The organism is Thiohalocapsa sp. (assembly GCF_019695415.1).
Classification (GTDB): domain Bacteria; phylum Pseudomonadota; class Gammaproteobacteria; order Chromatiales; family Chromatiaceae; genus Thiohalocapsa.
On record NZ_JAIFKJ010000117.1, the window covers coordinates 1 to 13,398 of the forward strand.

Below are 13,398 nucleotides of genomic sequence, written 5' to 3' on the forward strand. Positions count from 1 at the left end.
CGTCCCCACGGGTTTTCCACTTTCCGCTTCGTCGGCAGCGTCAGAGTGGTATAAGAGACAGTTACAAAGCTAATCGGCGACAGCATGTCAAACATGGGTTAAGCATCTGGACATCCGCAGGCGCCGCCCGGTCGTGCAGCCGCCACGCACTTCACCGGTCAGCCGGAAGCGGTGAGGCGGTTGCGCGAACGCACGCCTATGACTGCTTATGGCCGGTTCCTGTCCTTGGCCGACCCAGCTCCAGCGGTGTCCGAAAATTTTACATTCGCCTGCCATGGTCAGCTCGGCGAATGTCTCTTCCTGGCCGTCTGCTGCCTCCCAGCGAACGCGCGGCGAGTGCCCGCTATCGGGTGGATTCCTGCCGGGGATGAGCGTCCACTTCGAAGTGGACGACCAGGTAGGGTACCGGGGAAAGCACCAGACCAGTCGGCGGCGATCTGGCTCGCGAGAGCGGTGGGAGGAGAGGACCGCAGAGTCGCGGAAAAACCAGTCACCGCGGATCGGCGGCATGAGGGGGAAAGCGTCCGCCGCGACGGGGCGCGGGAAGGGCTGGGCGCAGCAGTGCGGCTGTGTCGGCATGCCGGGGCCGCGCCGGCTGCCATCGGTCGCCGAAGTCCCGCCAGTCTCTCATCCAGGGTCGCTGTTGCTTGCGCAGACGACTGGCCCGACGCAGCGGGATGACGATCAGGACAACGACAACGATCCGGGCTCGTGTACCGCTTTCACGTGGCGACGAACTAGCCGCGCCCGGCGGCATCCGGCAGCACGATGTTGAGCTCCAGAAATTCCTGCTCGTCGTCCTGCTCGTAGTTCACTGAGACGGCGTCCAGGTCCACCTCGACATATTTGCGGATGACCTCCAGGATCTCCTGCTGGAGCTTGGGCAGGTACGAGGGGCGGTTGCGGAAGGCGCGGTCATGCGCCACGAGGATCTGCAGCCGCTCCTTGGCGACGGACGCAGAGCCCTTGTTGCGATTGGACCGGAAAACGTCGAGTAGACCCACGGCTCACCCCCCGAAGATGCGGCTGAAGATGCCCTTTCGCTCCTCCTCGAGGAACCGCATCGGCAGATCCTCGCCGAGGTAGCGGGACACCATGTCGTTGTAGGCCATGCCGGCGGTGGATTCGTTATCCAATACCACTGGGATCCCGGCGTTGGAGGCGTTCAACACGGCCTGCGATTCCGGAATGACGCCGAGCAGGTTCAGCGAGAGGATTTCCTGCACATCATCGACACTCAGCATCTCACCGCGTTCCACCCGCGCCGGCGAGTAGCGCGTAAGCAGCAGATGCTCTTTGATGGGCTCGCCGCCCTCTTCCGCCCGCCGTGATTTGCTGGCCAGGATACCGAGCATGCGGTCGGAATCTCGCACCGAAGAGACCTCTGGGTTGGTGACCACCACGGCGTCGTCAGCGAAATACATGGCCATCGTGGCGCCGTGCTCGATGCCCGCCGGTGAGTCGCAAACGATGTAGTCGTGGCCCTTGCCGAGGTCTTCCAGCACCTTGCCGACGCCCTCCTGGGTCAGAGCATCCTTGTCACGCGTCTGGGAGGCAGGCAGCACATAGAGGCTGTCACAGCGCTTGTCGCGGATCAGGGCCTGGTTCAGGTTGGCCTCACCGTTGATGACATTGACGAAATCGTACACGACCCGGCGCTCGCAGCCCATGATGAGGTCCAGGTTGCGCAGGCCCACGTCGAAGTCGATGACCACGGTTCGGTGTCCCCGCTGCGCCAGGCCCATGGCCATGGCGGCGGCCGTGGTGGTCTTGCCGACCCCGCCTTTCCCCGAGGTGATGACGATGATTCTGGCCAAAGACGTGTCTCCCAAGCTCTAGTTCGATTCGTAAAGGGCATCCGCACCCGCCGGTCCAGCCATTCGGCGGGCGCCTGATTCGTGCAGCCCGGTGCGCACCCCGGCAAGCATAGTGTCAGGCGATGGGCTCGATGCGCAGCACCTGGTGATCCAGGAATACCTGTACGCTGCGCCCCTTCAAATCCGTCGGTATGTTCTCGCTGACCCGGTAGTGGCCGGCGACGGATACAAGCTCAGCCTGAAGATCCCGGCAGAAGATACGCGAGCGGAGATCCCCCTGCAGCCCAGCGATAACCCGACCACGGAGCGGGCCGTACACATGTATGTTGCCGTCTGCCATCAGCTCGGCGCCGGAGCTGACGGGCCCGACAACCGTCAGGTCGCCTCCCGCTGCGTAGAGGCGCTGCCCAGAGCGTACCGGGCGATCGACGAGCAACGAGCCGGAAAGCTCGGCATGTGTTTCCGTACCGTGCTCGGCGGAGCTGTCCGCATCGCGTCTGCCCTGACGCGTGTCAGGTACCGATGCCTCTGCAGCAGCCCGCCCGGCACGGGTGCTGTCCCCGAGGATAGCAAGCTCCATGGCGCGAGCGGCCTCGTTCTGCGGCGCGCTGCCGCCACGCACACCGACGGGGATCATACCGAGTCCACGCAGCAAGCCGACCAGCTGCGGGAAGGCGACGGTTCCCGCCTCTTGCGACAGGGCGCCGAGCTCGATGACCACCGGCGTGTTGCGAAAGAAGCCGGGCGCCTGCTCCACCTTGGGCGCCAGCTGCGCTTCAACGGCATCCATGTCCAATGCCAGGAGCCGGATCACCGGCAGCGTGAAGCTGGACGCCTTGAGCTCGAACGCGGGTGACGCTGATGTATGGGTGGCGGTGTCGGACGAGGTTTGCACGGCCATCGGCGAGGGATTCTGCTCCTTGTGATTCCGTGACGGGCGCCAGGCACGCGCCCGGCTCGAATCGCGGCATGCTAACCCGCGACGCGAAAACCTGGAAGCCGCCGCGGGTGCGGATCAACAACCGCTCGGCAGTATGTCGGTGTTACACCTGCGCCCGGCAGCCGGTAGCCCGGGCGCCGGCCGCTCACGCCTCTATCAGCCCGGAGGCCATTGCAGCGGGCGTCCGCCCAGCAGGTGCACGTGCAGATGGTAGACGGTCTGGCCGCCGTCGGCGTTGCAGTTGATGACGGTGCGGTAGCCGTCCTCGGCGAAGCCCTCCTGTGTCGCCACCTTGGCGGCGGCCAGGAAGAGCCGGCCGATGAGCTCGGCATCCTCGGCACCGGCGTCGTTCAGCGTGGCGATGGGCTTGCGCGGAATCAGCAGCACATGGGTCGGTGCCTGTGGATTCAGGTCGCGGAAGGCGACGACATGCTCGTCCTCGTAGACGACGTCCGCAGGGATCTCGCCGCGGGCGATCTTGCCGAAAATGGTGTCGTCGGACATGGCGAAAGGGCTCCTCCTTACGGTGTGGGCCATCTTGGGCGCGGAAGCAGGCCGGCGCAAGCCCGCGCTCGACGCGCCGCAGCTCACACCCCCGTTCGCCCGGCAAAGGCGTGCGCGAGGGTACCGCCGTCGACGAACTCGAGCTCGCCGCCCAGGGGTACGCCGTGGGCGATGCGGGTGATACGCACGCCGCTGCCGGCGGCGAGGTCGTTGATGTAATGCGCGGTGGCGCTGCCTTCGACGGTGGGGCTGATGGCGAGGATGGCCTCCTGCACCGAGCCGCCGTGCAGGCGCTCGCCGAGCAGCTCCAGACCGAGCTCCTCGGGGCCGATGCCGTCGAGCGGCGACAGCCGACCACCCAGCACGAAGTAGCGCCCTCGGTAGTCGGTGGCCTGCTCGATGGCGGCGATGTCCGATGGCTGCTCGACGACGCAGAGCAGCGACGGGTCCCGGGCCGGGCTCGTGCATAGGGTGCAGATCTCCCGCTCCGTCAGGGTGCGGCACTCGCGGCAATGGCCGATACGCGCCATGGCCTCGCCCAGCACCAGTGCCAGGTGACGGCCGGCGTCGCGGTCGTGCTCCAGTAGGTGGAAGACCATGCGCTGCGCGGACTTGGGACCGACGCCCGGCAGGCAGCGGAGGGCATCCACGAGTTGCTCAAGCAGGCTCGAATCGGACATCGTCGGATACCGCTCTGGGCGACTGGGTCAGCAGACCTCGCTCGGCACAGGTCGCGCCTGGGATCGGGTACGGGCCGCCGAATAAGGCCTGCGACTTCAGAAGGGCAGCTTCATGCCTGGGGGCAGCGGCAGGCCACTCGTGATGTCGGCCATCTGCTCTTTGGTGCGCTCGCCGACGCGACGCACGGCGTCATTGGCGGCCGCAGCGATCAGGTCTTCCAGCATCTCTTTGTCGTCGCCCATGAGCGATGGGTCGATCTCCACCCGCTTCACCTCGTGCCGGCAGGTCATGGTCACCCGCACCATGCCGCCGCCGGCCTCACCGGTCACCTCTTCTTTGCCGAGCCGCTCCTGCGCTTCCTTGAGCTCGGTCTGCATCTTCTGTGCCTGCTTCAACATGTCGCCCAATGCGCCTTTCATTACGCCACCTCTCGGTCGTTCTTCGTGGAGGGCAGCGGCGCCGCCGATGCCCGGTTGTCCGTCGACAATGAAGGAACCGGGAAAACGCGTTATCCCGTTCCATACCGATTTTTGGCCAGGACGGCCAACAAATCTGTTCTCCCAGATTCAGTCCCTGGGGCGAATGCTTTCCGGTACCCAATCGGCGTCGAAGCGGCGCTTCAGCTCACCGGCGATAGGGTCCGCTTCCATGGTGGCCACAGCGGCGGCGACACGGTCCGCGGCATTGCGGGCGTCGCGGCCGGCGGGCGTATCCGCGAGCTGCTGCACAGCGCCGGAGGGCTCCGTTGCCGCAGTGGCGTCGCCCTCCGTCTGGGTCACTTCGATGCGCAGGGCCACCTCACACCCCAGCACTGCCGCCAGTGCCGCACCCAGGCGCTGCTCGGCCCCGGCCACGCGCAGGTTGGCGAGCGAGGGCGCCAGCTCCAGCCGCAGTGTCTTGCCGTCCCAGGCCGTGAAGGCACAGTGTGCCGCAAGCTGACGGGCGAGACCCTCGAGCGGCAGTGTTGCCACCAGCCGGTGCCAGTCCGCCGCGCCGGAGAGGGGACCGCTGACGGCGGCAGACCCGACCGGCTGCATGGCAGCCGCAGCTGCGGGGTTCGCGGCGCCCGCCCGTGTGCTCGGCATGCTCGGCACGCTTGCGCCCGTCTCCGCAGGCTGGGGCTGCACGGATTCCTCGGCCCGCGCCGATGCGGCCTCGGCGCGGCCGCCGCCAGCTGCACCGCCGCCGGCGCCGCCCTGCTGCCGAGCATGATTGTGTCGAGGCTGGGCTCCGCTCGCGGGGGCTGCAGCAGGCCCGGACCGCTCACCGAGACCGCCAATCGGGCTGGTCGGTCGGAAAGCCAGCGCCCGCAGCAGTACCATTTCGAATCCGGTGCGTGGGTCCGGCGCCAGGGGCAGGTCGCGCTGCCCGGTCAACAGCACCTGGTAGAAGAGCTGGATGTCCTCGGGCGATATCTGGCCGGCGAGGCGGCGCAGGACTTCGGCTTCCGGGTCATCGTCGGCAACCGTCGCCGGCACCTGTTGCGCCAAGGCGAGGCGGTGCAGCAGGGTGATGGCATCCGCCAGCACGGCGGCGAAGTCCGGCGTCAGCTCGGCGAGCCGATCCACCTCCGCCAACATCCGCTTGCCGTCGCCGGCACCCAGGGCGTCCACCAGTGCCGGCACCAGATCGCCGGTGTGTGTGCCGAGCATGCGGCGTACGTCGTCCGCCACCAGCCGACCCCCGCCGAAGGCAATGGCCTGATCCAGCAGGCTGAGGCCATCGCGCATGCTCCCGTCCGCGGCGCGCGCCAGGAGCCCCAGGGACGGCTCATCGAAGTCGATGCCCTCCGCGGCCAGCACCTCCCGGAAGCGCCCCTGGATCTGCTCGGGCAACAGGCGCTTCAAGTGGAACTGCAAACAGCGCGAGAGCACCGTCGGCGGCAGCTTCTGCGGATCCGTGGTGGCGAGCACGAACTTGACGTGCTCGGGGGGCTCCTCCAGCGTCTTCAGCAGCGCATTGAAGCTGCTGGTGGAGAACATGTGCACCTCGTCGATGAGGTACACCTTGTAGCGCCCGCGCACCGGCGCGAAGGGGATGTTGTCCAGCAGCTCCCGGGTCTGCTCCACTTTGGTGCGGGAGGCGGCGTCCACCTCGATGAGATCCACGAAGCGCCCGCCGTCGATCTCCTGGCATGCAGCGCATGTACCACAGGGTGTAGGTCCGACGCCCTGCTCGCAGTTGAGGGTCTTGGCGAGGATTCGCGCCAATGTGGTCTTGCCGACACCGCGAGTGCCGGTGAAGAGATAGGCATGATGCAGCTGGCCACGGTCCAAGCCGTTGGACAGCGCCTGCACCACGTGCCCCTGCCCCACCAAGTCGGCAAAGGCGCGCGGGCGCCATTTACGGGCAAGCACCTGATAAGTCATGGATGGAACGGGTGTGCGGGGCTGGTCCGCTTTGGCGACATGACCGCAGTGTAACCCAGCGGCGGTACCCTCACAGGCGGGCGGGCCTTAGGCTGAGAGGTTATGAAGAAACCCACCGCCCTACTGCGGCCGCCTCCGGACGCGCCCTCGCGACGGCCGGCGGATTTTTCACAACCTCTGAGGCTGAGCGGCACCGCACGACCCGCGTCCGTGCCCAGGGTGGGTGCGCGGCGGCAGCCGCTGCGGTCAGCCCCCGCTAGGTCAGCAAAGGGCGGCGGGCCCCGCCAGCCACACCCCGGCACACACTGCCACCGCTGCGGCTGCTCCCTTCCGGGCCTGACCGGGTTCACGGCTTCGCGTTGCGGGGGGACCGGCGGTGCCCACCATTGCTCTGCGCGTGCGGTGCACCGCACGCAATCTGGCACCGTAGCAGAGCGCTGCGGCCTTCACAAGCTGCGCGGCCGCCGCGCGGGCTCTCGGCTCCGGCTCGCCACCTTCAACCCAGCCCCATCGGCATCCGGCGGGGCCGCACCCGGGCAATCCAGTAGAATTCCGGAACCGCCTTGCGGGCGACGACCCCGAAACCGCCAGCCCATAGACCTCATGCTCCGACCCTTGCTGATCCTGCTCACACTGACGCCGCTTCCCACCACGTTGCTGGCACAGGACGAGAGCAGCAATGCCGACGCCATCGGCGACGCTGCCGCTGCCGCCGGCGGCCTGTCCGACAAGGCCCTGGAGCTCTGGCAACGCTCTTCCGAGCAAGCCGGCACGTGGTGGGAGCGCTCCCGCGACACCGCCGGCGACTGGTGGCAGCGCTCCCGCGAGGCCTGGGATAACGCGCGCGAATCCCTGACTCCAGAGCAGCGGGACGCCTTCGGCGAGGTCTGGACCAACGTGGTGCCCAAGCTGGAAGAGACCGTCGCCCTGCAGGAGGCGCAGCGAGACCTACCAGAGAAGGCCTGGCTCCGCCGCGATCAAGCCGATGTGCAGGCGGACATCGACGCACTGCTGGATGCAGCCGTGGGTATCCTCTCCAACTCCCCGGTCCAGCAGTACCGGGAGCGCATCAAAGCCCTCGAGCAAAGCATCGAGCAAGCACGCGCAGACATCGACGACTTCCGCAAGGCGCGGGTGGCGGCACCCCAGAAGTCTTTGGTGGAGCGCACCGTCGGCGACTACGACCGCCTCATCGACGAGCGTGAGGAGGAGATCGCCCGCGCCGAGGCAGAGCTCGACACCATCAAGCAGCAGTTCGCCGCCGAGCTGCGTGCCATGGGCCTCGACCTATCGGACGAGCAGCTGACCTTCCTCCTCTCCACGGTCGTCGGCGACAACATCGTCGATCTCGGCATCGTCTTCGACAACGTCAAGGCCATCACCGCCCAGCTGGAGACACTGATGCGCGAGAGCGGCGAGGACCTCACCAGTGCTCGCCGCTACTACGGCATGTATCTGGTGCTGCTGCGCGCCCTGAACCAGATGCACCTGGACGTGGAGCAGGCCATCGACCAGCAGTACATTCCGCAGATCAACGACATCGCCGACCGGGCCGAGGCGCTGTCCGCAGAGACCCAGGCGCTCAAGCGCAAGCACCCGGAGAAGGCCGCGCTCCTCGACGCCAACCTCGACGCCCAACGCCTCACCCGGGAAGCGGCCGAGGTCTATCGGCGCTATCTCAAGGACCAGGGCCAGCAGGTGGCCGCCGCCCGCGCCGCGCTGCAGGAGGACATCGCCACGGCGTGGAACACCTACGAGACGGTGCGCGTCTCCGGCGAGCTGGTGGACCTGGTACAGTCCAGCCAACAACTGTTGGACGGCCTGCTCCGTCGGCAGGTGCCGGCGCTGCGCCCGTTTGAGAATCTGGAAATGCAGCGCGAGCTCTCCAAGCTCACCGAGCAGCTGCGCGCGAGCGAGGGATGATGCCACGCCACTGAATCACGCCGGCGTCGCAGATGCGGAGCCGCTTACGGGGAGCCCGGCGCGATGTAACGAGGTGCGAGGTGCGAGGTGCGGTGACGGCATACTGAACTTGGGCGGAATCGTCCGAGCAATGAGTATGCTGCACCCGTATCGAGGTCCTGACACACTGGCGCAGTCGGCAGGCGCGGTCGGTTATGCTTCGGCCATCGTCAGGCTCACTCGGAGGACGGCTGTATGCACTACCCCGTACTTGGCCGCTGCTGGCATTGCGGCGCGGAGCTCACCGACCTCGATTATGCCCGCGAGGGCACCTGCCCCGGATGCCGGAAGTCCACCCATTGCTGCCGCAACTGCCGCTGGTATGCACCCGCTCGGCCCAACGCGTGCGCCGAGCCCGTCGCCGACCCGGTAACGGAGAAGGAGCGCGCCAACTTCTGCGGCTATTTCGAGGCGAGCTTCCCGGCGGAAGCCGGCAGCGCGGCACCGGACGCCGATGCCCTGCGGCAGGCCGCAGAGGACCTATTCAAGTCCTGAAAGCAAAGCCGGCGCCACCCCCTGGCGCGCTTGACCGCGCGCTAGGCGTGCTCCAGCGGCAACGTCGTAATCACGGGGGTCCCGGCCGCATCCGGCCCGAAGGCGAGCTCGAGCATTCGATCGGCGACGAAGGCGGGGGAGCTGAAGGCGTCGTTGGCCTTGAGGTCCAGGAACTTCTGCACCCGGGGGAACTGCTCCGGGGTGCAGCGGCGAATCATGCCTTGCATATCGGTGTCGATAATGCCGGGCGCGACGGCATGGACGCGCAAGCCATGGTCGCCTTCCTCGAGCGCAATCGCCTCGCTCATGCGGTCGACGGCGGCCTTGCCGGCACAATAGGCGGACCAGCCTGCATAGGCGTTGCGCGCGGCACCAGAGCTGATGTTGAGCAGCACGCCGGCGCCGCCGCGCGCGCGGACATGGCGGATAAAGGCTCGGCTGCCGTAGAAGACACCCGTCACATTGACCTCGATGTGCAGCGCGAGCTCGGCGGGGTCAACCTCGCGCAGCGGACCGATGGGCGCCAGCAGCCCCGCGTTGTTGATCCAGAGGTCCACCCGGCCGAAACGCTCCGCCGCGGCCGCACAGAGTCGCTCCATGGCGTCGGCATCGGTCACGTCGGCGGCCCGGCTCAGCATGCGCGCAGGGTCGCCGGGTAATGCCGGTGCCTGCCGAGCACACACGGCGACGCAGAGGCCGCGCTCCAGGAAGCGCTCGGCCAGTCCGGCCCCGAGTCCACGGCTCGCGCCCGTGATCACGGCCACCTTGCTCGTCAGATCCATCGTCACCTCCGCCGTGTTCGGCGTCATCTGTGTGCCCCGGGCGCGGTCATTAGACGTTGACGGGCACCCGGCGGGTCAGCCAGAGCGCCAGGGTCGTCACCAGTACTGCTGCCACCAGCAGAGCGAGCCCCACGGTCGGGTTGCCTAGGGCGTCGGGGTGCAGCAGCATCGTGAGGCCAAGGCCGAGCATCATGACACCGGAGAGAAGCTTCAGTACCCGTCCCTCGCGCTCGCTCAGCTTGCGCGCACCCAATGTGAAGGTGAACACCACGACAATGGCTGCGAGCGGCAGCACATAGATCAGATTGTAGAGCGCCAGGTAACCGTAATAGGTCCAGCCCGAGAGCTCCTGGAGCGTCAGCACGCGGGTGTAGACCATGGGGAAACCCGCAGTGCAGAGCAGCTCATAGCTGTTGGCCGCGAGCGCCAGCGCCACGGTGCCGAACAGCATGGTTCCCAGATTCTCCGCGTTCAGCAGCCCACGCACGCGATGGTAAAGCCCCGGCTTGGCGGCATCCGGAATCGATAGGGTCGGACCGGATTGAAACCAGAAGAAATCTTTGACGTTGAGGGCTCCGATGAGCACGGCCACCAACCCCGCGATGACCGTGACCACGGGCGCGCCGCCCACCACCAGGAACAGGTTGAGCCACGCGGCCATGAACAGGAAGTAGACAAGCGCCGAGAAAAAGACAAAGGTGCCGCCCACCAGCAACATCCGCGCGCGACTCCGGGCGTGCACGATCAAGCTCAGTAGGAACAACAGCACGAAGAAGGCACAGGGATTGAAGGCGTCGAGCCCGGCGAGGACCAAGGTGAACACCGGCAAAGACAGCCCTTCGGCGTCGACACTGCCAAGTATCGGCACCGTCAACGGCCCCGCCGCCGCCTCCGAGATGAAGCCGCCACCGGCGCCACGGGGCGCCCGGGCGGCTGCACCTGTCTCAGCAGCAGGGGATATCGATGCGCTCTGGGGCTGCGCACCGGCATCCGCCGCAGCCGGCCGACAGAGCTCGGCGAGCCGCCGGATCTGCGTGCCCATGCCTTGGGGGCCGTCCCAACCGGAGAGCATCCGCTCGCAGATGAAGAACGCCGGCACCGAACGGGCATCCCGGCCGAGCTGGCCCGCCATGTCCACATAGCGGGATACGTTGGCACGGCTCTGGGTGAGCTCGTAGGCATGCAGATCCAACCACGGCAGGTCCTGGTCCAGGCGCTCGACGTGCGGCAGTGCCTCCCGGCAGTGCGGACAGGACTTGGACCAGAAAAAATACAGATGCACCCTGGCGTCGGTACCGCTGCCGGTGACCCAGTCGATGTCTTCTGCGTCCGCCGCTTGGGCGCCTTGACCGGCGGCGAGCAACAGCAGTAGGACGGCCAGTGAGGGCAGCATGGACGGCCACTGCCGCCGACGCCGTGCCCGCGTCGAACAGCCAGCGTCGATTTGAGCCTGTTGCTGGACGGCCGGCGATGCTTGACGGCGAGCCGGCCCAAGAGCGGTCTCACGGTCGCTCAGTTTGCGAATGTGTACTGCGAACATACCCCCCTCTCCCGCCGCGGGCGGTGCTAACATCAACAGCGTGCCCTGCGCGGGCGCCATCTGCAATGCGCTTTGCTAACAGAATCCGCTCGGATACCTGCCGGCCGACGGCTGCCACCATGCAAGCCCCGCATCGACGCCACCGTCTCCTGCGCCTGCTGACGTCGGCCCTGCTGCTGCTTGGGCTCGGCGGGCCGACGGCCGCCGTCGGCACCTCGCCACCGGACGCGGAGCACTTCGCCGCCGCCCGCCAACGCTTGGTCGACGCCATCGAGCGGGACGTTGCGAGCAGCGCAGACTACCTCGGCACAGGCCGCCTGGATGCCGACGTCATCGCGGCCTTGCGCAGCGTGCCGCGTGAGGCGTTCGTCCCGCCCGCGCTGCGCGCCCAGGCCTATCGAGACACTCCACTGCCCATCGGCAATGGGCAGACCATCTCCCAGCCCTACATCGTCGCCGTGATGAGCCATCTGGCCGGCGTAAACGCCGGCGAGCGGGTCTACGAGCTCGGCACCGGCTCCGGCTATCAGGCTGCGGTCTTGGGTGCCATGGGCGTAGAAGTCTACAGCGTGGAGATTGTGCCGGAGCTCGCCCAGCGCGCCGCCGACACCCTGGCCCGCCTGGGCTACGACAACGTCCATGTCCGCGCCGGCGACGGCTACCTCGGCTGGCCGGACGCAGCCCCTTTCGATGCCATCGTCGTCACAGCAGCCCACCCCGAGATCCCGCAGCCGCTCATCGAGCAGCTCAAGGTGAACGGGCGGTTGGTCATGCCGCTGGGCGAGATCGGCGGGATACAGCAGCTCACGGTCCTGACCAAGCAGGCTGACGGCACCCTGGATGAAGAAGCCCTGCTGCCCGTGCGCTTCGTCCCCATTACCGGCGAGCACGCCCGTTGAGCCGTGGACGGGGCGAAGGGCGGCGGCACGGCCGCGGAGCAGCGCCTCATCGCCGACACCGTCGCCGCCTACGCACGCAGGCCCCAGCTGGTGGCCCTCTGCTGCGGCATTCAGCGCTACGCCTGGGGCGACCGTCGCTTCATCCCCAATCTGCTCGGTGCGCCGGGCCCCTCTGACCAGCCCCAGGCGGAGCTCTGGATCGGTGCCCATCCGGACCTGCCCGCGGCGGCTTGCTTGGGCGCACTGCGCGTGCCGCTGGATCAGCTGATAGCCGCTGCGCCGGCACATATCCTTGGTGACGCAGCGGTGCGCCGTTTCGGAACCGCGCTGCCTTTCCTGTTCAAGGTGCTGGCCGCGGCGACGCCGCTGTCGATTCAGGCACATCCCAACCGCGCCGACGCCGAGCGCGGCTTCGCCCGCGAGCACCGCCTCGGCCGCCCGCTCGGCAACCCAAAGCGCAGCTATCGCGACCGCAATCACAAGCCGGAGCTCCTGGTGGCCCTCACGGACTTCCATGCGCTGCGGGGCTTTCGGCCGCTGGATGAGATCGCGCATGAGCTGGCTCGCTACCCGTCGCTCGGAGATCTGGCTCGCGATTTCGACGGCAGCCAGGATGCCCTGCGCCGCCTCTATGCCGACTTCATGCGGCTCCCACAACCGGCGGTGGACGACCTGCTCGCGCCCGTGGTGGCGTTGAGCCGACGCCGCGCGCAAGACCCGAACGACCCAGGGCAGGCGCGCTGCCACTGGCTCCTCCGCGCCCACGGCCAGTTCACACAAGACGGACACTACGACCGCGGGCTGCTGTCGGTCTTGTTGCTGAACCTGCTGCATCTACGCCCGGGGGACGCCATTTTCCTTCCAGCGGGAGAGCTGCACAGTTATCTGGCGGGGGCCGGCCTCGAGCTGATGGCCAACTCCAACAACGTGCTGCGCGGCGGCCTCACGGACAAGCATATTGACGTGGACGCGCTTCTCAGCGTGCTGCACCTAGACCCACACGCGCCGGAGATACTGAGGCCTGCGACGCTTCAGGGCGACCGCCGTTGGCAGGTCTACGCGCCGCCAGCGGCGGAGTTCGCGCTGTATCGGCTGCGTTTGGAAGCAGGCAGTCGCGCTGACTTCACACCCGCCGCCGTTGCACTCGGTCTGGTGCTGGACGGAGATACAGTAATCACCGGGGGCGATGCGCGCCTCGTGGCACGTCAGGGGGAATCCTTCCTGTCGCCTGCGGCCGTTGGGGCATTGCGCTTCGCCTCCACCGCCGGCGCCGATGTGGCCATCGCCACTGTGCCGACGGCGCTGTGATCAGAACAGTTCGTCCATCACCCGCGGGGCACTGCGCCGCGGGGCACTGCGCCGCGGACCGCTGCGCCGCGGACCGCTGCTGCGGCTGGAACCGCTTGCGC

The 13,398-nt window shown here is 67.6% G+C and carries 13 protein-coding genes and 1 other RNA gene; 4 read left to right on the forward strand and 10 right to left on the reverse strand.

Annotated features, from left to right (window positions below; genetic code table 11):
• Positions 1-737 precede the first annotated feature (737 nt).
• From minE to ffs, 8 genes are all read right to left on the reverse strand, one after another.
• Positions 738-1,004 (reverse strand): cell division topological specificity factor MinE, encoded by a 267-nt coding sequence (gene minE, locus I6U14_RS02750; RefSeq protein ID WP_296896700.1) that lies wholly within the window; start codon positions 1,002-1,004, stop codon positions 738-740.
• A 3-nt stretch (positions 1,005-1,007) separates the two neighbouring features.
• Entirely contained in the window at positions 1,008-1,817 is an 810-nt protein-coding gene (minD, locus tag I6U14_RS02755) for a septum site-determining protein MinD (protein ID WP_296896701.1), read from the reverse strand.
• 115 nt (positions 1,818-1,932) lie between these two features.
• Positions 1,933-2,718 carry a septum site-determining protein MinC gene (gene minC / locus I6U14_RS02760; RefSeq protein ID WP_296896703.1) on the reverse strand — a complete coding sequence of 262 codons (786 nt, stop codon included), beginning with the start codon at positions 2,716-2,718 and terminating at the stop codon, positions 1,933-1,935.
• A gap of 195 nt (positions 2,719-2,913) precedes the next feature.
• The gene (locus I6U14_RS02765) at positions 2,914-3,261 is read right to left on the reverse strand and encodes a histidine triad nucleotide-binding protein (protein WP_296896705.1); all 348 of its coding nucleotides are present in this window, start codon (positions 3,259-3,261) and stop codon (positions 2,914-2,916) included.
• An 83-nt stretch (positions 3,262-3,344) separates the two neighbouring features.
• On the reverse strand, positions 3,345-3,941 hold the full coding sequence (gene recR, locus I6U14_RS02770) for a recombination mediator RecR (protein WP_296896707.1): 597 nt from the start codon (positions 3,939-3,941) through the stop codon (positions 3,345-3,347).
• Positions 3,942-4,037: 96 nt separating this feature from the next.
• Positions 4,038-4,361, reverse strand: coding sequence for a YbaB/EbfC family nucleoid-associated protein (locus tag I6U14_RS02775; protein WP_296896708.1), 324 nt, complete (start codon positions 4,359-4,361; stop codon positions 4,038-4,040).
• Between the two features lie 147 nt (positions 4,362-4,508).
• Entirely contained in the window at positions 4,509-6,311 is a 1,803-nt protein-coding gene (gene dnaX / locus I6U14_RS02780; RefSeq protein WP_296896710.1) for a DNA polymerase III subunit gamma/tau, read from the reverse strand.
• Positions 6,312-6,596: 285 nt separating this feature from the next.
• Positions 6,597-6,687: signal recognition particle sRNA small type (gene ffs, locus I6U14_RS02785), an RNA gene on the reverse strand.
• A 227-nt stretch (positions 6,688-6,914) separates the two neighbouring features.
• On the opposite strand from ffs, the gene I6U14_RS02790 reads away from it, so the two are divergent.
• Positions 6,915-8,234: a hypothetical protein gene (locus I6U14_RS02790; protein ID WP_296896712.1), complete on the forward strand. Its 1,320-nt coding sequence runs from the start codon at positions 6,915-6,917 to the stop codon at positions 8,232-8,234.
• A 234-nt stretch (positions 8,235-8,468) separates the two neighbouring features.
• On the forward strand, positions 8,469-8,768 hold the full coding sequence (locus tag I6U14_RS02795; RefSeq protein WP_296896714.1) for a hypothetical protein: 300 nt from the start codon (positions 8,469-8,471) through the stop codon (positions 8,766-8,768).
• 41 nt (positions 8,769-8,809) lie between these two features.
• On the opposite strand, the gene I6U14_RS02800 is transcribed toward I6U14_RS02795, so the two are convergent.
• Entirely contained in the window at positions 8,810-9,550 is a 741-nt protein-coding gene (locus I6U14_RS02800; RefSeq protein ID WP_296896715.1) for an SDR family oxidoreductase, read from the reverse strand.
• A 49-nt stretch (positions 9,551-9,599) separates the two neighbouring features.
• The gene (locus tag I6U14_RS02805) at positions 9,600-10,943 is read right to left on the reverse strand and encodes a thioredoxin family protein (protein WP_296896717.1); all 1,344 of its coding nucleotides are present in this window, start codon (positions 10,941-10,943) and stop codon (positions 9,600-9,602) included.
• Positions 10,944-11,209: 266 nt separating this feature from the next.
• On the opposite strand from I6U14_RS02805, the gene I6U14_RS02810 reads away from it, so the two are divergent.
• Entirely contained in the window at positions 11,210-11,989 is a 780-nt protein-coding gene (locus I6U14_RS02810; RefSeq protein ID WP_296896719.1) for a protein-L-isoaspartate(D-aspartate) O-methyltransferase, read from the forward strand.
• Between the two features lie 3 nt (positions 11,990-11,992).
• Entirely contained in the window at positions 11,993-13,297 is a 1,305-nt protein-coding gene (gene manA / locus I6U14_RS02815; RefSeq protein ID WP_296896721.1) for a mannose-6-phosphate isomerase, class I, read from the forward strand.
• Positions 13,298-13,398: the final 101 nt, after the last annotated feature.

What these genes read in the sequence shown, in the direction of transcription:
- minC (WP_296896703.1), bottom strand. Translation starts at nt 2,718, where the DNA reads ATGGCCGTGCAAACCTCGTCCGACACCGCCACCCATACATCAGCGTCA.
- I6U14_RS02765 (WP_296896705.1), bottom strand. Translation starts at nt 3,261, where the DNA reads ATGTCCGACGACACCATTTTCGGCAAGATCGCCCGCGGCGAGATCCCT.
- recR (WP_296896707.1), bottom strand. Translation starts at nt 3,941, where the DNA reads ATGTCCGATTCGAGCCTGCTTGAGCAACTCGTGGATGCCCTCCGCTGC.
- I6U14_RS02775 (WP_296896708.1), bottom strand. Translation starts at nt 4,361, where the DNA reads ATGAAAGGCGCATTGGGCGACATGTTGAAGCAGGCACAGAAGATGCAG.
- dnaX (WP_296896710.1), bottom strand. Translation starts at nt 6,311, where the DNA reads ATGACTTATCAGGTGCTTGCCCGTAAATGGCGCCCGCGCGCCTTTGCC.
- I6U14_RS02790 (WP_296896712.1), top strand. Translation starts at nt 6,915, where the DNA reads ATGCTCCGACCCTTGCTGATCCTGCTCACACTGACGCCGCTTCCCACC.
- I6U14_RS02795 (WP_296896714.1), top strand. Translation starts at nt 8,469, where the DNA reads ATGCACTACCCCGTACTTGGCCGCTGCTGGCATTGCGGCGCGGAGCTC.
- I6U14_RS02800 (WP_296896715.1), bottom strand. Translation starts at nt 9,550, where the DNA reads ATGGATCTGACGAGCAAGGTGGCCGTGATCACGGGCGCGAGCCGTGGA.
- I6U14_RS02805 (WP_296896717.1), bottom strand. Translation starts at nt 10,943, where the DNA reads ATGCTGCCCTCACTGGCCGTCCTACTGCTGTTGCTCGCCGCCGGTCAA.
- I6U14_RS02810 (WP_296896719.1), top strand. Translation starts at nt 11,210, where the DNA reads ATGCAAGCCCCGCATCGACGCCACCGTCTCCTGCGCCTGCTGACGTCG.